Below are 18,602 nucleotides of genomic sequence, written 5' to 3'. Positions count from 1 at the left end.
CCATGGTCACCGCAGAAATCATCATTGCGGCGGTGGTCGCCCTGATCGTCCTGCTCACAGTGGTGCGGTCGGTGCGCATCATTCCTCAAGCGCGAGCCAGGAACGTCGAGCGGTTCGGCCGGTACCGCAAGACCCTTGAGCCGGGGCTGAACTTCATCGTGCCCTTCGTTGACCGGGTCAAGGCGTCGATCGACCTGCGCGAACAGGTCGTCTCGTTCATGGGGCAGCCGGTCATCACCGAGGACAACTTGTCCGTCCAGATCGACACGGTGCTGTTCTTCCAGGTCACCGACCCACGGGCGGCGGACTACGAGATCGTTAACTACATCCAGGCGATCGAGCAGATCACCGCGACCATGCTGCGTTCGGTCATCGGCTCGATGGACCTTGAGCAGACGCTCACCTCGCGGGACAAGATCAACACGCTGCTGCGCGGCGTGCTCGACGACGCGTCCGGCAAGTGGGGCATCCGGGTCACCCGGGTGGAGATCAAGGCGATCGACCCGCCGAAGTCCGTGAAGGACGCGATGGAGAAGCAGATGCGCGCCGAGCGCGAGAAGCGCGCCGCCATCCTGAACGCAGAGGGGCAACGGCAGTCGCAGATCCTCACCGCGGAAGGCGACAGGCAGAGCAAGATCCTGCGTGCCGAGGGCGACAAGCAGGCGGCGATCCTCCGCGCGGAGGGCGAGGCGCTGGCCATCACCCAGGTATTCGAGTCGATCCACCGCAACGACCCGGACCCGAAGCTGCTCGCCTACCAGTACCTGCAGACGCTGCCGCAGCTCGCGAACGGCGCGGGCAACACGTTCTGGGTGATCCCGAGCGAGGTGACGTCGGCGCTCAAGGCGGTGACCTCGGCATTCACCGGCGGCGAGGCCGCGCAGGCAGGTGCGGCCGGGCCGGCGAGACAGGGCGACCAGCCGGCCAGCGCCGTGCCTCCGGCCCCCGCGCCGCAGCAGGTGCCGTCGCCGGAGGTGCAGGCGGCGATCCCATGGCAGGCAAGCCCGCAGGAACTCGGCGCGCAACTGGAGGAGCAGCCCGCGCCGCACCCGGAACTCACGCTTGACACCGACCCCGCCATCGGCGCGGGCGTCACGCAGGTCAGCCCGCCGAACGGCAACGGCAGCGGCCCCGCGTCAGGCGAAGATCGCTAGCACCACCGCGAGCACGCAGACCAGCACGACCGCGACCATCAGGGTGCGCGCCCGCGATCCAGGGCGCGCCACTCCTGTTGGCTCGCCAAAGGCGTCCGCACCGCGGGCCCAGGCCGACTGACGGATGACGGGTTGCGTCCCGCCACCCGTCGGTGCGGCCGCATCAGTGGCAGTCGGGGACACGCGAGGGTCGTCGTTGCCGATCGCGGGCCACGCGGCGGACACGCGGATGGGGTCCCACCCCTTAGGCCTGTCGTCCGTCTCACGCTCAGCTGGCCCGGCCGTCGAGTCGGCCGTCAAGGCGTCCGCCTGAGTGACCAGTGGGTCGTCAGCCGGAGTAACCGGCGTAAACGAGGTAAACGGCGAGAAATCAGCCGAGCCGACCACCGGGTTGTCGGCCGGGCCCGCCGCGAAGGCGTCGCCTATCGACACCTCGGGCAGTGACACGTCGGGTAGCGGGACGTCGGGCAGCGGGACGTCGGGCAGCGGGACGTCGGGCAGCGGGACGTTGCCCAGCGACATCTCGGGCAGCGACACGTCGGCAGGCGGGATAACAGCCGACGAGGAGACAGCGGGTGCGTCATCGCCGGGATAGGCGGGCCGCGGCGGGATGGTAAGCGGCGCCGCGTCCATGCCGGGCTCGCCGACGGCCATTCCGTCGGCGACGCGGCCGAGCGCCGCGAGGATGACCGAGGGATCGGGAGCGTCCACGACCTGGGTCGCCGCCCCGATCCTGGCGCCCGCCGTGGCGGCGGCGGAATTGCCCGCGTGCCGCGAGGCGGAGACCGGCAGGGATGGCGTCCTCGTCAGCCGCCGCCACCGCTCCTCCCACTCCTCGGCGGTGCCGCCGCAGCCGCGGACGTACGCGGAAAGCACCGGCAGGTCAGGCAGCGTTGGCCCGGCCTCGGCCGCCTTGATGGTGTCGTACGGGAAATGCGCACGCGCCGCGAGCTCGGCATGACCGAGTCCGGCGCCGTCTCTGAGCTGGCGCAGCTCACGCAGGAATCGCGTGGTGTCGTCGCCGGCCGTTCCACGGCCCGCTACCTGCCATACATCAGCCTTATGGTGCTCCACCCAGGCACCCCTCCCCTGTGAATCCGACAGACGACAGGAATCCACGGCTCGTCCCGTCGGGGGCGCCGCTTCCAGCCAGGATTCAGATTCACCCGCAGGTTATCGCCTGGAATTGCGGCAGGCCCGGTAACCGCCAGCATTTAGGCCTGCAGATTTCGCCAGCCACCGCGACTTGCACCGTTTTGTGGCCATTGCCGCACCGCCCACGGCCGCCGCCGACGACAGTCCGGCCGCCCACCCGCCCGGAAGCCAGCTACACGTGAATGGCCAGGCCCACCGTGAAGGCCACACCGAACGCGAGCTGCAGCCGCCCCGTCTGCCCGAGCGTCGCGATCAGCCCGGGACCGGAAACCCCGCCGCGCACCGCCCGCACCGGCGCGATCGCGAGCGGCAGCGCAAGCAGCATCAGCAGCGCGAACGGCCGGTACACCGCGATCGCCGCGCCGAGCGCGAACGGCACGAGGAGGAACAGCAGGTAGGTCAGCCGCGCCCGCGAGTCCCCGATCCGCACCGCGAGCGTCCGCTTGCCCGAGGTCGCGTCGGACCCGATGTCCCGCAGGTTGTTGACCATCAGCAGCGCGCAAGACAGCAGCCCGGCGGGCACAGAAGCCGCGAGCCCGAGCCATGACGGCCGCCCCATCTGCACGTACGCGGTTCCCGCGACCGCCGCCACGCCGAAGAAGAGGAACACGGACACCTCGCCGAGCCCTCGGTACCCGTACGGGTGCGACCCCCCGGTGTAGAACCAGGCCGCGAGCACGCACAGCGCCCCCGCCGCCACGATCCACCAGGATGTCACCGCGGCGAGCGCCAGCCCCAGGCAGCAGGCGAGACCGAAGCAGCCGAACGCCGCGTACTTCACCGCGCGCGGCGACGCCGCACCGGAACCGACAAGCCGCATCGGCCCTGCCCGCCGCCCCGCCGCGTCGGTACCGCGCACGCCGTCGCTGTAATCGTTGGCGTAGTTCACGCCGATCTGCAGCGCCAGCGCCACAAGCAACGCGAGCAGCGCCCGCCACCACGAGAACGATCCGTACCCTGCCGCCACACCCGACCCGATGAGCACCGGCACCACAGCCGCCGGCAGCGTCCGCGGCCGCGTCCCTGCCACCCATTCCCGCGCACTAGCCACCGCCAGATCCTATGCGTCCCCGGGCCGACAGCTGAAACCCAAGCTCAGCCCCGCCACCGCGAGTCCGGCAGGCCTCACCACTCCGCCGCCACCGCTCCCACTGATCCCGAACGGGTGCGTGTTCCACCGCCCCCGTTACCCAGAGCCACTCCCGGCCAGACCTGCCAATGCATGTGAGTAAAACGGATTGGTCAGCTGGCCGCAGAAAGCCGGGTGTGCAGGCGTACCACGGGCACTCTTACTCCCATGTCGAGGCTGGCCGTGCTGCCGTCGGGCGCCCACCCGGCCGCCTCGAGGAAGGCGATCCGCGCGGAGTCGCCGGCCAGCGCCCAGGTGTACCCGGTGCTGAAGCCGTCCTCGGCGAAAGTGTCGGCGACCGCGTTCAGCAGCCGCTCGTCATGACCGGCAGTAGAGCACGCAGGCAGCACGTGCAATTCGTAAAGCTCGCCGTCGGTTCCCGGCCACAGGTCCTCGTCGGTGGCCGGCCCGGCCGCGGCGAACCCGAGTATCTCGGGTTCGCCCGGCTTGTCGATCGCCACGTGCACCCGGTGCCGCGAGGTGGGGGGAGCCCCGATCGCCGCCAGCCAGCGCTCGGTGAACTGGCCGAGCGCCTCATCGGAGGCGAGCTCAGCGATCACTGAATCGGGTACCAGGCCCGCGAACGTCGCCTGCCAGCTCGCGACCTGCACCCGGGCAAGCCCGTCGGCGTCCGCCTCTCGCGCCGCCCGGACGAATCCGCCAGTCGTCACGCGCCCGGCGTCTCCGGTGCGAGCCGCGCGAGCGCGGAGACGTCCCGCGACGCCCCGGTTGACGCCGAGGTGGCCAGCGCCGCGTACACCTGGAGCGCCGGGCTCACCGGCCGCTGCCGCGACTCGGGACGGTAGGACCCGAGCCTGGCGAGCAGCGCCTGCCGCCGTTCGGCGATCTCCGCGTCCGGCACGTCGAGCCGCAGTTCACGCCGCGGGATGTCGATCACGACCGTGTCGTTCTCCTGGACGAGCGCGATCACGCCGCCCGCGCCCGCCTCGGGGGACATGTGCCCGATCGACAGCCCGGAAGTCCCGCCGGAGAACCGCCCGTCGGTGATCAGCGCGCAGGCCCGGCCGAGGCCCTTCCCCTTGAGGAACGAGGTCGGGTACAGCATCTCCTGCATGCCAGGACCGCCGCGCGGACCCTCGTACCTGATGACGACGACATCCCCGGCCGCGACGCGTCCAGCGAGAATCCCGTCCACCGCGTCTTCCTGCGACTCGAACACCCGGGCCGGGCCGGAGAACGTCCACAGCTCCTCGGGCACGCCCGCCGTCTTCACCACCGCGCCGTCCGGGGCCAGGTTGCCGTACAGCATGCAAAGCCCGCCGTCGACGGTGTACGCGTGCTCGACATCGCGGATGCACCCGGCGGCCGGGTCCAGGTCGAGCGACTCCCAGCGCGCCGACTGGGAGTAGCCGTGCACGGTCCGCACTCCGCCAGGCGCGGCGTAATACAACTCCACTGCCTCCGGCAGGACTGACGGGGACCGCAGGTCCCAGTCGGACAGCGGCGACCCGTGCACCGAGTGCACCGTCTTGTTGAGCAGGCCGCCCCGGTCAAGCTCGCCGAGGATCGTGTAGATGCCGCCGGCCCGGTGCACGTCCTCCACGTGGTAGGACCCGTTCGGCGCCACCTTGCACAGGCACGGCACCCGCCGGGACAGCTCGTCGATCTCCTTGAGTCCGAAGTCGACGCCGGCCTCGCGCGCGGCCGCGAGCAGGTGCAAGATCGTGTTGGTCGACCCGCCCATGGCGATGTCGAGCGCCATCGCGTTCTCGAACGCGTCCCTGGTCGCGATCGACCGGGGCAGCACCGACTCGTCGTCTTCGTCGTAGTAGCGCTTTGCGAGCGACACCACGAGGGCGCCCGCCCGCTCGAACAGAGTGCGCCGCGCGGTGTGCGTGGCGAGCGTGGTGCCGTTGCCGGGCAGCGCGAGCCCGATCGCCTCGGCGAGGCAGTTCATCGAGTTGGCGGTGAACATCCCGGAGCAGGAGCCGCAGGTCGGGCAGGCCGCCTCCTCAAGCGCGTCAAGCTCGCTGTCCGACACCGACGGGTCCGCCGCGGCGACCATCGAGTCGATCAGGTCGAGCTTGCGCACCCCGGACCGGGCGGACGACGGGGAAACAGTCGCGACGACCTTGCCCGCCTCCATCGGCCCGCCGGAGACGAACACGGTCGGGATGTTCAGCCGCATGGCGGCGATCAGCATCCCCGGCGTGATCTTGTCGCAGTTGGAGATGCAGATCATCGCGTCCGCGCAGTGCGCGTTGACCATGTACTCGACCGAGTCGGCGATCAGCTCGCGTGACGGCAGCGAGTACAGCATGCCGCCATGCCCCATGGCGATGCCGTCGTCGACCGCGATCGTGTTGAACTCACGGGGAATCGCGCCAGCGGCGCGGACCGCGTCGGACACGATCCGCCCGACGTCCGCCAGGTGGACGTGACCCGGCACGAACTCGGTGAAGCTGTTGGCCACAGCCACGATCGGCTTGCCGAAGTCCGATGCGGCTACACCGGTCGCGCGCAGCAGCGCGCGCGCTCCCGCCATGTTCCGACCGTGCGTGACCGTGCGTGACCTCAACGGCGGCATCGCCGAACTCCCCTCACAGAAAGCTAATGGGGTATTCAGCCTACCGGGGTGCGGGTCATCGACGGTGCGACGTCCGGCAGCATGCGTGACGCCGTGTCATAGATCGTGCGGACCTGCTCGCGGGTGAGCGGCACCACGCCGTCCTTCGTCTTGCCGCGCCGCTTGAGGTACCGGCGCAGCGCGGTCCCGGTAAACACGTCCACGTTCCTGATCGTGGCGATCTCCCAGGGGATCTTCGGGCCGTAGATGGCGAGCGCGGCGCGGACCGGCACGTCATAGCCGAGCGCCGCGGACAGGATCTCACTGGCCTGCGACGCCTCCCACAGGGCGTGCTCGAGCCGCTCCTTCTGCGATTCGGGCCCGAGGTACAGCCGCTTGCCGTTCAGCGTGCGGACCGGCAGCTTGGCGTCCCACTTCTCCGAGTCGATCGCGTAGACACCGGACGGGCCGATGACCAGGTGGTCGATGAACTCCCTGCTGTCCGGGATGGGCCTGGCGTCGAGCGCGAAGTATCCCTCGCGCCGCAGCCTGGCGAGCTGCCTGCTCGTGTGCCTGCGCGCGCCGGGGTGGCTGGCGCCGTTCCGGTAGGACGCGGCGTTGCGGGAGCGGTAGATGGTGTCGACGATCCCGGCGAGGATCGCGAGCGTGAGCGCGATCTCCCAGCTCCTGGTGAGCGCCGCGAAGACCGCGCCGACGATGACCATGATGGTGGCGCGCAGCCGCCAGAACCGCAGCTGCACGTCGGGCGGCAAGTCGCGCATGCTCACCCGCGGCTCGCCGTCGTCCGCCTGCTCGCCTGCCCACGGCACTGACCTGAGCATCCCGAACGGGTTCCGCTTCCTCTCCTCCGCCCCGCCGTTCGCGGGAGCTGGGGGAGGAGCGATCGGCTGGTTCCACGTCGCGCCGGTCGCATCGGCGCGTCCCGGCTCTGGCGCGGGCTCGTGCCGCTCCGGCGGGCGCGGATGGAAGCGCGGCTGTCGCGGTGGCGGCGGTGCGTCCGACTCGTCGTCGGGGACGACGGTGGTCTTCACGCCGCCGAAGATCCCGAGCCCCTCGTCCGCGACCGGCTCGCGGACCGGCGGCACCGGGTCTTCCCGCGCGGGAAGATCGGTGATCTCGACGGGCATCGTGGCTGGAGCGGCGTCACTGGCCAGCTCGTCGGCAGTCCGGCTGTCGCCCGCCCTGGCGTGGGCGTAGCGGATCGGGCGCGGCCGCCTGACGGTCCTGCCGTCCTCGCCCGGCCCTTGGGCGACCGCGTACGTGGTGCCGCTAATCCCCGTGTTCTGCCCGCTGCCGGGGGGCGGCTCAGCGTCAGGTGCCGGCGTTACGGATGCCTGCACGCCGTTGTGCGGGTGCATACCGGGCTGCGCTGATGACCTGGAGTTCTTGATTCGGGGCCAAGCCATCCATCTCACCATCTCAGCGTACCGATTCGCCGCCGTGAGGCGGCGCTCTGTAATCGATGTGCCCTATATCTCGTCGATCAAAAGTGATCTAGGTCCCTTAATCGCACTGTAAATCGATCCGCGCGATCCGCATAGTGCTGTTTGTCCCCCGTTCCCCGCCGAAGTCCCGAACAATCACAGCTCGAGGCCAGTGTCAAGGCAAGCAAGGAATTCGCAGGTACCAGGCTCGCCGACATTCCTGATGGTGGCCCTCACCGGTGCTAACCGCAATCTCAAGAGCCATCGGCGATCGGCGATCGCAAACGATTCCCATCGATTAACACAGAACTCCGCCGTCACCACTGACGGCCGGCGGACCGTCATCAACGCCTGACGTTTTGCGCTATCGGCGAGGGCGGGGTTATTCAGCCCCTCGGCGGCCGCCGCGCCCGCGATCCAGGCGGATGGTTGCGGCAACCATCCGCCTATGGCCAGCCCCTGGCCGTATCGTTGCCGCAACCATACGGTCAGGGCGGCCGCAACCGGGGCGTCGCAGCGGCCCGCGGCCGCAGGGCGCAGCGAAGGCAATCGGACTTTCGTGATAGAACGTCCGGGATGTTGAAGCGTGTTTGGCCTGGCAGTGGCGGGCGAAGGTGGCGGGCGCGCCGGGTCGTGAACCTGGCAGGCGCAGTGGTCGTGTCGGCGCTGCTGCTCGGCGTCCTCGGGTTCGGCTACGGGGCGATCCCCGCGCTCGGGCCGGTGCTCGACCCGGGCCGCGGTGCCTGGACGTCGGCGACTGGCGGCCAGCCGGTTAGCTCGCAGTGGCTGCACGTGCCCGGTCTGGCCGGGCCGGTGACGGTCTCCTACACCAAGCAGGGCCTCGCGTCGATCTCCGCGGGCAGCACCCACGACGTCTTCCTCGCCCTCGGCTACGTGCATGCCAAGTTCCGGCTTTCCGAGCTCGACGCCGAGCGCCGCCTCGGCAAGGGCCGCCTCGCACAGCTCGCCGGCCCCAGCGACCTGTCAAGCGACGAGTTCGAGCTCCGCCTCGGCCTGCTGCGCACAGCGCGCAACGAGTGGGCGCGGACCACCGGGGCGTCTCGCGCCGCGCTTATCGCCTACTCCCAGGGCGTCAACGACGACATCGCCGAGGTCAGGGCCTCCGGCGACTGGCCCGCGCTGTTCTCGCTCTCCGGCCAGTACCCCCGCGACTGGACGCCGGTCGACAGCCTGGTCGTCCAGGGTGTGCTCACCCAGGAGCTCGACTACACGACCGGCCCGCTCGACATGGCGCTCATCGACAAGTCACTTGGCTCGGCGCACACCGCCGACTGGTTCCCCACCACGGCGGGAAACACCCAGACGCCCTATGACCCCGGGCCGTACGTCAAGCTCCCGCTCACCCCGGTGGCGCCGGACGCGGCCAGCTCCGTCCCCCTCGCAGTCACCACAGGAGCAGGCACCACAGGGGCAGGCACCACAGGAGCAGGCATCACGGGGGCAGGCACCACGCGGGCAGGCGGCTCGGCCGCGTCACTGACCGCGGCCGTCGCGCCGGCCGGCTCGCCAGGCGGCGGTGGAGGGGCCGGAGATGCCGGAACCCGTTCCGATGATTCCACGGCGGCGGGGGCGGCGAGCGTGCTCGCACAGCTCAGCCAGCTGCTGCCGACACAGACTCACCACTATCCGGACTCCAACGCGTGGGCCGCGAACGGGCCCGCGGTCAAGGGAGGCGGGGCGCTGCTCGGCGGCGACCCGCACCTGCCGCAGACGCTGCCCTCGGTCTGGTTCGAGGTGTCGCTGTCCGCGCCGGGGTACCAGGCGGCCGGGGTGAGCGTGCCGGGGATGCCCGGCGTGCTGCTCGGGCATAACAAGAACATCGCCTGGTCGCTGACGGACACCCAGAACTCCGCGACGTTCTACTACAAGGAGCAGGTGCGCGGCTCGCAGTACTACTGGCGCGGGGAGTGGCGGCCGCTCACCGTGGTGCACTACTCGATCCCGGTCCGCGGCGGCGCGACCAGGCAGCTCACCGTGCGGATCACCGACCACGGACCGATCATGAGCCAGGCGGGTCAGACGATGGCCGTGGACTGGATGGGCAACGTGCCGTCCGGTGACCTCGGCGCGCTGCTCGGTCTCAATACCGCGTCGAACTTCACGCAGTTCAAGACGGCGCTGGCCGGCTGGCACGCGCCGACGCAGAACTTCGTCTACGCGGACGCGGCGGGCAACATCGGCGTCTTCGCGCCCGGCTACTTTCCGCAGGTCCCGGCCGGCTGCCAGCCGTGGCTGCCGATGTCCGGGGCGGGCGGCTGCGACATCACCGGGGTCATCCCGGACCAGGCGGTGCCGCAGGCCTACGACCCGCCGTCGCACCTGATCGCGACCGACAACCAGCGGCCGGTCGGCGCCGACTACCCCTACTACGTCGGCACCGCCTACGACTTCTACGATCCCGGCTACCGTGCCGCGCACGCCTACGCAGCGCTGCGGGCGGCGGAGCCGCTCACCGCGGACTCGATCGCGAAGCTGCAGAACGACGTGACGGACCCGCTCGCGTCGCGGCTGCTTCCCGCGGTGACTAGCGCGCTGTCGTCGGCCGGCCTGTCTGGGGCGGATAAGGACGCGGCGGCGCTGCTGTCGTCGTGGCACGGCAGCACGGACCAGGGCTCGGCCGCCGCGTCGCTGTGGTGGACGTTCTGGAACGACTACCTGACCACCGTCTTCAACCCGTGGTGGAAGTCCGCCAAGGTGCCAGTGAGCAGGGACCGCATCGACCTGGCCGTCGGGCCGGGCATCGCGCCGCTGGCCGAGGACCTGGAGGCGTGGACTCTCGGCGACCAGTCCAACGCGGCGTTCGCCGGGCCGTCGGGGCACGGGCCGGGTTCCGCCCAGGCGGCCATCGCCGCCGCGTTCAAGACGACCGTGTCGCGCCTGTCGACGAAGCTCGGCGGCGAGCCGGCCAGCTGGACCTGGGGCAGGCTGCACAGCCGCTCGTTCCCGTCGATCACCGGCGCGGACGGGCTCGGCTACGGCCCCCGCCCGGCCGGCGGCGACCCGTACACCGAGGACGCCGCCGACGGCGGCCTCGACGCGAAAACCGGCCCGAGCTGGCGGATGATCGCCTCGCTCGGCCTCGGGTACCAGTGGACGGACGTCACCGGCCCGGTGTACCGGAGCGACGCCGCCTCCCTGGGCGCCACGAAGTTCACCGCCGACGCCCCGTACGTCTACGCGATCGGGGCGTACCCCGGCGGGCAGTCGGAGAACCCGGCCTCGCCCTGGTACGACAACCTGGTGCCGCTCTGGTGGGACGGCCAGTACCTCGCCATTCCGGATCCCGGCAGCACCGCCGGCGCCGTCACCTGGAGGCTCGATGGCTAGCGCGACGCCAGGATCGAAGTCGTCGCCCACGGTGGCGAGCGCGGCTCGGCGGGTTCCAGTGGCGCAGCGCATGCTCGCCGATTTCCTCGCGGTGCTGGCCCTGTCCCTGGCTGGCGCGCACTTCGGCCTCTGGTTCGTGCCGTTCGTCCTCGGCGCCGTAGTCAGCGCGTTCCGGCCGCGCGCACGCGCCTACGTGCTAGTCGTCGCGGCCGGCGCTGCGGCAGGCTGGGCGCTCGCCCTTTGGCTCATGGCGCTTGACGGCCTTCCGGTGGGCGCGACCGCCAGGACGATCTCCGCCCTCGCCGGGCTGCCGCCTTACGCGGCGGTCGTGGTCGCGGTCACGCTGCTGCTCGCGGTCCTCCAGGCGCTTGCCGGGATCTGGCTTGCCAGGGCGGTATTTCCGCGCCAGGTCAGGCTGCCGTTCCCCGGACGTCATCCTCAGCCGTGAATATGGGTCGGGGGTGACGGTCGGCCGGCGATAGACTCCGACCTGAGGCACTAGACCGCTTTCTGATCTCCAGGCCCCCCGGACGTCTCACTACGTATCCGGGAACGTCTAGGCAGACGCGACAAAATCGGAGTTATCAAGTGCGCTGGTCAACCATGCACATCCCGACCCTGCGGGACGACCCCGCGGAGGCGGGCGCGCCCAGCCACCGGCTGCTGCTGCGGGCCGGGTACATCCGCCAGCTGATGGCGGGTCACTACTCGCTGCTCCCGCTCGCGGTCCGGGTCCGGCTCAAGGTCATCGGCATTATCCGGGAGGAGCTGAACCGGATCGGTGCCCAGGAGATCCTCATGCCGGTGATGCACCCGGCCGAGCTGTGGCAGCTCAGCGGTCGCTGGCAGCTCATGGGCGACGAAATGTTCCGGCTCAAGGACCGCAAGGGCGCACAGCTCGCGCTCGGCATGACGCACGAGGAGATCGTCACCAGCCTCGCCGCCGAGCTCAACTCCTACCGGGACCTGCCGCAGATGTGGTACCAGTTCCAGACCAAGCTGCGCGACGAGCCGCGCCCCAAGGCCGGGCTGATGCGGACCCGCGAGTTCACCATGAAGGACTCCTACAGCTTCGACCTGGACATCGCGGGCCTGGACAAGTCGTTCGACGCGCACCACGCCGCCTACAGCCGCGCGTTCACCAGGATCGGCATCCCGGCGATCCCGGTAGAGGCGTCCAACGGGTCGATGGGCGGCTCTGGCTCAACCGAGTTCATCTGCCCCTCGCCGACCGGCGAGGACGACATCGTCTACAGCCCCGAGTGCGGCTACGCGGCGAACATGGAGGCGGCGGTCTCCGCCCTGGCGCCGGTCGACCCGGCCACCGACGCCGCCAGGTCGCTCGACGAGCCGCAGCGCTTCGACACGCCAGGCGTCAGGACCATCGAGGACCTGGCCACCGGCTACGACGCGCCCGCCGACCGGCAGGTCAAGACCCTCGTCTACGTGCTCGACGGCCGGCTCACCCTGGTGCTGCTGCGCGGCGACCACGCCCTTGAGGAGCAGAAGCTCATCGACGCTACCCGCGCGGTCGCGGTGCGCCCGGCCGAGGCGGGGGAGATCTTCGCCGAGCTCGGCGCGCACCCCGGCTCGCTGGGCGCGGTCGGCGTCACCACCCTGCCGGTGATCGCGGACCTCGCGCTGCGGGGCCGGTCCGGCATGACCACCGGGGCGAACACCGACGATGTGCACCTGCGCGGCGTCGACGTGGACCGCGACATCGAGGTCAGCGAGTGGGCCGACCTGCGCGCCGCCGAGGCAGGCGAGCCCTGCGCACGCTGCGGCAACCCGCTCACCGTGCTCAAGGGCATCGAGGTCGGGCACATATTCAAGCTCGGCTACAAGTACACCGACGCCTTCGAGATCACCGTCTCCGGGCCCGACGGCAAGCCGGTCAAGCCGGCCATGGGCTGCTACGGCATCGGCGTGGAGCGCGCGATGGCCGCGTGCATCGAGGTGCACCACGACGAGAAGGGCATCGTCTGGCCGGCCGCGATTGCGCCGTTCGAGGCGGTCGTCATCGTCGCGCAGCAGAACGACGCCGCCGTCGCCGAGGCGGGGGAGCGTGCTTACCAGGCGCTGCTCGACGCCGGCGTCGACGTGATCATCGACGACCGTTCCGACCGCGCGGGCGTGAAGTTCAGCGACGCCGAGCTTGTCGGCATCCCGTTCCGCATCACGATCGGCAAGCGCGGCCTGGCCACGAACACCGCCGAGCTCACCGAGCGCGCAACAGGCGAGACGGTCTCGGTGCCGCTCGATGACCTGGCAAAGCACGTCCGCGAGGCGGTCGCCCAGGCCATCGCCGCCACCAACTCGGCGCCCGCGGCATAGCGATTAACCCCATACAGAACGGGTGCGGCTGACTCCGGTCGCACCCGGTGTCCGCGGAGTGGGCCCGATCGCAAGAACCGCGATCATACCGGGCCCGCCCGCGGACGTTATCTTCCGGGGGGACGACACCCCGTACCCCCCGAGGGAACCGCGATCATATCGGGCCCGCCCCCGGCCAGCTATCGTCCGGGGACGACCCCCGTACCCCCGGAGCTGTAGGTGTGCTCAGCGCCGGATTCCGCAAGATGGTGGATCGTTAGGAGGTCTCTGTGCCTCCCAACGATCCACCATCTTCGTCAGACGGCCGCGGCCTTGTCGCGGGCCTGGTTTCGCAGGGCGCGGGCGACCTCGTCGCGGCCCTCGACGAGCAGCCGGCGCAGCGCTGCCGGTGGCTCGGGCCTGATGAGGTAGGCGTCGGTGGCGGCGATCGTCGCCTCGTCGACGGCGCCGATCGTGTAGCCGTACTCCACGAAGTCCTGCGCCATCGCCGAGGACCACTCCGCCCACACCGCCCCGATCGCGGCGAAGTACTCGTCGCGGTAGGGCTGGACGAGTTCGGGCTGGTCGGGGTCTGCGAAGCTGGCGATGGTCGCGCGGAACATCGCGATCGTCAGCTTCCCGTCGGTCAGCTCTTCCCAGGTCTCGCGCTTGGCGGCGACCGTCGGGATGGCCGCACGGCAGCCCGCCGCCTGGCGCTCGCCAGCGTCGGTCGCGTCGCGCGACAGTTCCGCGTCGATCGCGTCCTCGCCGCGCACGCCGCGGCTGACCAGCCGCCGCAGCAGCGCCCAGCGCAGGTCCGTGTCGACCGCGAGCCCGTCGAGCGCGACCGTGCCGTCGAGCAGCCTCGTGAGGTACTCCAGGTCCGCCGCCGACGTCGCCACCGAGGTGAACGCCCGCACGTAGGCGAGCTGGTGGTCGGAACCCGCGGGTGCGGCCTCGAGCAGCGACCGCAGCGCGGAGGCGAGGAACGCGAGCCCCTCACCGCGCCAGGACGGGTCGGCGTACTGCCGCACCGCCAGGGTGGCCTGCCGCAGCAGTGTCTGCACCACGCTGATGTCCCGCACCGAGTCCACGCCACCCGCCACCAGGCGCGCATAGTCCCGCGCGGCCATCTCACCGTCACGGACCATGTCCCAGGACGCGGCCCACACCAGCGCCGCGGGCAGCGACGAGGTGAACGACCCGACCGAGGTGACCGCGGTGTCCAGCGAGTGCGGATCGAGCCTGATCTTGGCGTAGGTCAGGTCGTCGTCGTTGATCAGCACCAGGTCCGGCCGCTGCATGCCGACGAGCTCGGGGACCGGAGTCCAGTCGCCCGTGACGTCGGTCTCCACCGAGTGCACCCGGGTCAGCGCGCCGTCCGCCAGCGAGTAGAGCCCGATCGCGATCCGGTGCGAACGCAGCGTCGGATGCGACGGCGCCGCCGACTGCAGCACGGAGAAGGCGGTGAACCGGCCGGAGTCGTCCACCGAGTACGACGGCCGCAGCGTGTTCACCCCCGCGGTCTCCAGCCACTCCTGCGACCAGGCGCCAAGGTCTCGCCCCGACACCTCTTCAAGCGCCGACAGCAGATCGGCAAGGGTCGCGTTCCCGTAGGAGTGCGCGGCGAAGTAAGCGCGCACCCCGGCGAGGAAGTTGTCGTAGCCCACGTAGGCGACGAGCTGCTTGAGCACCGCGGCGCCCTTGGCGTAGGTGATGCCGTCGAAGTTGACCTCGACCGCGTGGATGTCGGGGATATCGGCGGCGATCGGGTGCGTGGACGGCAGCTGGTCCTGCTTGCAGGCCCACGCCTTCCAGGCGGTGGTGAAGGTGGTCCACGAGTGGTGCCAGCGGGTGGCCTTGGCCTGCGCCTCGGTGCCCGCCCAGGTGGCGAACGACTCGTTCAGCCACAGGTCGTCCCACCAGCGCATGGTGACCAGGTCGCCGAACCACATGTGCGCCATCTCGTGCAGGATCGTCTCGCCGCGCGCCTCACGGGAGAAGTCGGTGACCCGGGACCTGAACACGTAGTCCTCGAGGAAGGTGACCGCGCCCGCGTTCTCCATCGCGCCTTCCTTGAACTCCGGCACGAAGAGCTGGTCGTACTTCCCGAATGGGTACCTGATGCCGAAGGCCTCGTGGAAGAAATCGAAGCCCTGCCTCGTGACCTCGAAGATCTCCTCGGGGTCCAGGTACCTGGCGAGCGACTGGCGGCAGAAGATGCCAAGCGGAATGCCGTCGTGCTCGGACCTGACGATGTGCCACGGCCCGGCCGACACGTGGGTGATGTAGGTCGACATCACCGGGGTGGGCGGGAACTGCCAGCGGTGCACGCCGTCCGCCTGCGGCACGCCGCCCTCGGTGACCGGCGCCATGTTGGACACCACGTACCAGTCCTGGGGCGCGAGCACGGTCAGCTCGTAGCTGGCCTTCATGTCCGGCTGGTCGAAGCAGGCATAGATCCGGTGCGCGTCGAACGTCTCCAGGTCGGAGTACATGTACACGTTGCCGTCGGCCGGGTCAGTGAACCGGTGCAGGCCCTCGCCGCTGCGCGAGTAGCCGCATTCGGCGTCGATGACCGCCACGTTGCGCTCCGCGAGGCCGTCGAGCGCGATCCGCTCGCCGTCGAAGGCGTCGAGACCGACCGGCCTTCCGTTGAGCGTGATCGCGTGAACCCTGGGGGCCGCCAGGTTGAGGAAGGTCGCGCTACCAGGCCGTGAGCAGGCGAACTCGATCGTCGAGACCGAGCGGAAGGTGGTGTCTCCGCCGGTCAGGTCGAGCTCAACCTGATACGAGTCGACGGCGACCGACTCGGCACGGGTACGCGCTTCTTCGCGCGTGAGGTTAACTGCCACCAGGTGGTCCCTTCGTGGTTGCTGGTTCGTCCTGGGGAGGGGATTACCCCCACATCCCAAGAATCTGCGCCGCGCGGAGATCCTTCTGCACGTGCATTACGTTGATCTTGCCATGGTGATGAGGCGACTGTGCCCGCCGCTATGCCCGGCGACTTCCGTCATTATTACACGGTGTGTCTGTTTAATCATCAAGTGTGACCGCCTTCTCCGGGCGGCGGCGTCCCCGGCCACCCGAACGTCTGGCAGACTGACCCCGTGCGCGTATACCTCGGCTCCGACCACGCCGGCTTCGAGCTCAAGGCTGCCATCATCGCCTGGCTCGGCGAGGCCGGCCACGAGGCGGTCGACTGCGGGCCCGCCAGCTATGACCCGGAGGATGACTACCCCGTTTTCGTGATGCGCGCGGCGGAGGGCGTTATCGGCGATCCCGGCAGCCTCGGCATCGTGATCGGCGGCTCAGGCAACGGCGAGCAGATCGCCGCGAACAAGGTGCCTGGCGTCCGCGCGGCGCTCGCCTGGACGGCCGAGACCGCCCAGCTGGCCCGCCAGCACAACGACGCCAACGTGCTCAGCCTCGGCGCCAGGATGTACAGCCTCGCGGACGCCGTCTCGTTCGCGAAGGTCTTCGTGGAGACCCCGTTCTCCGGCGAACCGCGCCATGCCCGCCGCCTGGCCATGATCGCCGACTTCGAGAAGACCGGCGACCTCCCGCCGCTGTTATCTCCCGGGGGACGACCCCCCGTACCCCCCGGTGTCCTCGCGCGGCGGCCCGATGGCAAAAACCGCCATCGTATCGGCCCGCCGCGCTGCGGCGGTTGGGTTCCGCGGTGACTCCCGCCGATCGCTAGCCTCTTCGGCGCCTGCGCCGCCGGGGCGGTGGTGCCGGCTCGGCAGGCCCTGGCTCCTGCGCGGGCTGCCGCCGCTGTCGCGGTGCCGGATCCCGCGGTGCCGGGTCACGTGGGACCGGGTCCGGCGGTGCCTGATGCCGCGGTGCGCGGCCCGGCGCAGGCTCCTCCGCATGACGGCCCGCCGCTTCCTCGCGCTCAGCCGCCTCGGCAAGCTGCTCGTCTCGGGGCCGTGACACGTCCCGTGCCCGCATCGCCGTCGACAGCGTGATCTTCGTGACCGGCATGCCCCCATTATCCGTCGCCTCGCCCCCAGGCGCCGCTCCCGCCCAAGCGCGGCTCCGTGACGGCCCCGTGCACGGCACGAAATTAGCGTGGACCATCCGCCTGTTGCCGCAGGTGACCCATGATCATGAGCCGAGCGGTGGTTCTCAGAAGACGCGCGGGCACCAGGGGGCGGGGTCCCAGGTGAAGGCCGCGGAAAGCGCGCCGAGCGCGCCAGGGCGCAGCTCGGTGACCAGGCCGGCCGAGGCCAGCGTGCCAAGCCTGGTACCGCCCAGGTAGGCCGCGCCGAGCTCGCGGACGTCGAGCGCGACGTCGGCGGGATCGTCAGTCCGCTCGCAGCTCACCTCGGAAGCGGGCCCGCCGCCTGGTGCCGACGCGCGCAGCCGCCACCGGCCCGTGTTGCCTGGCAGCAGTTCGTCGGCGACCTCGAGCACCGCGTCGACCGGGCACGCGTAGGACCGCCGGGCGAGGGCGGCGGGAAGGTCGATGATCCGCACCCAGAGGCCGTCCGTGACATTCGAGCGAGCACGGCGCGCGTCAAGCAGCTGATACAGCACAGGGTCCTCGGCCGGGCGGTGGTCGGCGAGCACCGAGGTGATCAGGTCCCTGCCGAGCAGGTCGGTCCAGAGCGCCGCGGCGGCCGCAGGGTCCGCGGCGATAAGCTCCCTGATCTCGAGCACTCCGTCGGGCAGGCCAGTCGTATCGTCCCAGCGCCCCTGGGCGGCGTAGAGGGCGTAGCCGCGAATCCCCGATCCGTGCTCGGCGAGCACGCAGCGCTGCGGGCTGAACCCGTGCCTTTCGCCCTCCGGGTCGTGCAGCATCCGCGCCCACCAGGCATCGGACCGGGTAGGGAAGCCGGGCTGGCCCGCGAGCACGGCGTCGTACACCTTCGCCAGTTCGGAGGCGACCTCGGCCGGCTCGGCCAGGCGCAGCGACAGGGCAGAATCGGACGGCGCGTGTGGGTCGAGCGCGCCGTCGCCGCGCCCGAACCTGAAGTAACCGTGCGCGGTCGCCTTCCCGTACCCGTACCGGCCGTAGATGGGCGTTTCCGACGCCCAAAGCGCGGCGATCGGTTCCTCGCCGCGCGCCGCGATGTCGGCGATCTGCCGCCGCATGATGGACCGCAGGATGCCCTGCCTGCGGTGGCTGGGCAGCACTCCCACCATGGTGACCCCGGCGACGGGCAGCACCCCGCCGGGAACCGCCATGCCGAAGGTATAGATGCCGGTGGCGCCGACCGGACCAGCGTCAGGCCGCGCGGAGTCAAAAGCGGCGAGCGAGCGGTCGATCTCGAAGAGCTGCTGTCGCCACGGCGGGTTCTCCCGGTCCCCTCCGCCGTGGAACGCGTGCTGCAGGACCAGCCGGAACCCGTCGTACTCATCGTCGGTAATGGGACGGATCAGGTACGAGTCTGCCATGATGGAGTTCTTATCCCGCGCGGCCCGCAGGATGCCAATGATTTTCGAAGCCGAGATCGTCGCTGGCGGGGCCAGCCTGCCGGCGAAGATGGAGCGAGGACCGCGTGCGACCGAAACCATTTGCGGAT

11 protein-coding genes and 1 pseudogene are annotated in these 18,602 nt (G+C 70.5%); 5 read left to right on the top strand and 7 right to left on the bottom strand.

The window, feature by feature from the left end; translation table 11 throughout:
- Positions 1–2 precede the first annotated feature (2 nt).
- Complete coding sequence (locus EAS64_RS01890; RefSeq protein ID WP_145850971.1) at positions 3–1,154, top strand: SPFH domain-containing protein; 1,152 nt, start codon at positions 3–5, stop codon at positions 1,152–1,154.
- Here the strand turns inward: EAS64_RS01890 and EAS64_RS43195 are convergent.
- The 5 genes from EAS64_RS43195 to EAS64_RS01855 all read right to left on the bottom strand — a co-directional run bounded on the left by EAS64_RS43195 (position 1,137) and on the right by EAS64_RS01855 (position 7,392).
- Positions 1,137–2,228: a helix-turn-helix domain-containing protein gene (locus EAS64_RS43195; protein ID WP_187365630.1), complete on the bottom strand. Its 1,092-nt coding sequence runs from the start codon at positions 2,226–2,228 to the stop codon at positions 1,137–1,139. The two genes, EAS64_RS01890 and EAS64_RS43195, sit on opposite strands and share 18 nt — an antisense overlap.
- Before the next feature lie 253 nt (positions 2,229–2,481).
- The gene (locus EAS64_RS01870; protein WP_145850968.1) at positions 2,482–3,360 is read right to left on the bottom strand and encodes a 1,4-dihydroxy-2-naphthoate polyprenyltransferase; all 879 of its coding nucleotides are present in this window, start codon (positions 3,358–3,360) and stop codon (positions 2,482–2,484) included.
- 191 nt (positions 3,361–3,551) lie between these two features.
- Positions 3,552–4,109: a GNAT family N-acetyltransferase gene (locus tag EAS64_RS01865; RefSeq protein ID WP_145850967.1), complete on the bottom strand. Its 558-nt coding sequence runs from the start codon at positions 4,107–4,109 to the stop codon at positions 3,552–3,554.
- A complete protein-coding gene (gene ilvD / locus EAS64_RS01860) occupies positions 4,106–5,986 on the bottom strand; it encodes a dihydroxy-acid dehydratase (protein WP_145850966.1) in 1,881 nt (626 codons plus the stop codon). Before ilvD ends, EAS64_RS01865 begins: the two co-directional genes overlap by 4 nt.
- A gap of 35 nt (positions 5,987–6,021) precedes the next feature.
- Positions 6,022–7,392, bottom strand: coding sequence for a nuclease-related domain-containing protein (locus EAS64_RS01855; protein ID WP_187365629.1), 1,371 nt, complete (start codon positions 7,390–7,392; stop codon positions 6,022–6,024).
- 651 nt (positions 7,393–8,043) lie between these two features.
- On the opposite strand from EAS64_RS01855, the gene EAS64_RS01850 reads away from it, so the two are divergent.
- The 3 genes from EAS64_RS01850 (at position 8,044) to EAS64_RS01840 (ending at position 13,092) form a co-directional block, all read left to right on the top strand.
- A complete protein-coding gene (locus EAS64_RS01850; RefSeq protein ID WP_187365628.1) occupies positions 8,044–10,758 on the top strand; it encodes a penicillin acylase family protein in 2,715 nt (904 codons plus the stop codon).
- Complete coding sequence (locus EAS64_RS01845; protein ID WP_145850963.1) at positions 10,751–11,206, top strand: hypothetical protein; 456 nt, start codon at positions 10,751–10,753, stop codon at positions 11,204–11,206. The genes EAS64_RS01850 and EAS64_RS01845 overlap by 8 nt, the downstream gene beginning before the upstream one ends.
- Positions 11,207–11,346: 140 nt before the next feature.
- The gene (locus EAS64_RS01840) at positions 11,347–13,092 is read left to right on the top strand and encodes a proline--tRNA ligase (RefSeq protein WP_145850962.1); all 1,746 of its coding nucleotides are present in this window, start codon (positions 11,347–11,349) and stop codon (positions 13,090–13,092) included.
- A gap of 296 nt (positions 13,093–13,388) precedes the next feature.
- Here the strand turns inward: EAS64_RS01840 and pepN are convergent, their stop codons facing one another.
- Positions 13,389–15,926: an aminopeptidase N gene (gene pepN, locus EAS64_RS01835; protein WP_145850961.1), complete on the bottom strand. Its 2,538-nt coding sequence runs from the start codon at positions 15,924–15,926 to the stop codon at positions 13,389–13,391.
- 255 nt (positions 15,927–16,181) lie between these two features.
- Between pepN and EAS64_RS01830 the strand changes: the two are divergent.
- Positions 16,182–16,643 (top strand): annotated as a pseudogene (locus EAS64_RS01830) (ribose-5-phosphate isomerase); the annotation flags it as partial.
- A 559-nt stretch (positions 16,644–17,202) separates the two neighbouring features.
- On the opposite strand, the gene EAS64_RS01825 reads toward EAS64_RS01830, so the two are convergent.
- Positions 17,203–18,474 carry a GNAT family N-acetyltransferase gene (locus EAS64_RS01825; protein WP_187365627.1) on the bottom strand — a complete coding sequence of 424 codons (1,272 nt, stop codon included), beginning with the start codon at positions 18,472–18,474 and terminating at the stop codon, positions 17,203–17,205.
- Between the last annotated feature and the right edge of the window lie 128 nt (positions 18,475–18,602).

The sequence above is a fragment of the Trebonia kvetii genome (assembly GCF_007827045.1).
In the GTDB taxonomy this organism is placed as follows: Bacteria; Actinomycetota; Actinomycetes; order Streptosporangiales; family Streptosporangiaceae; genus Trebonia; species Trebonia kvetii.
The sequence above is the reverse complement of the archived record's forward strand: the minus strand, read 5'-3'. Positions and strand labels throughout refer to the sequence as shown.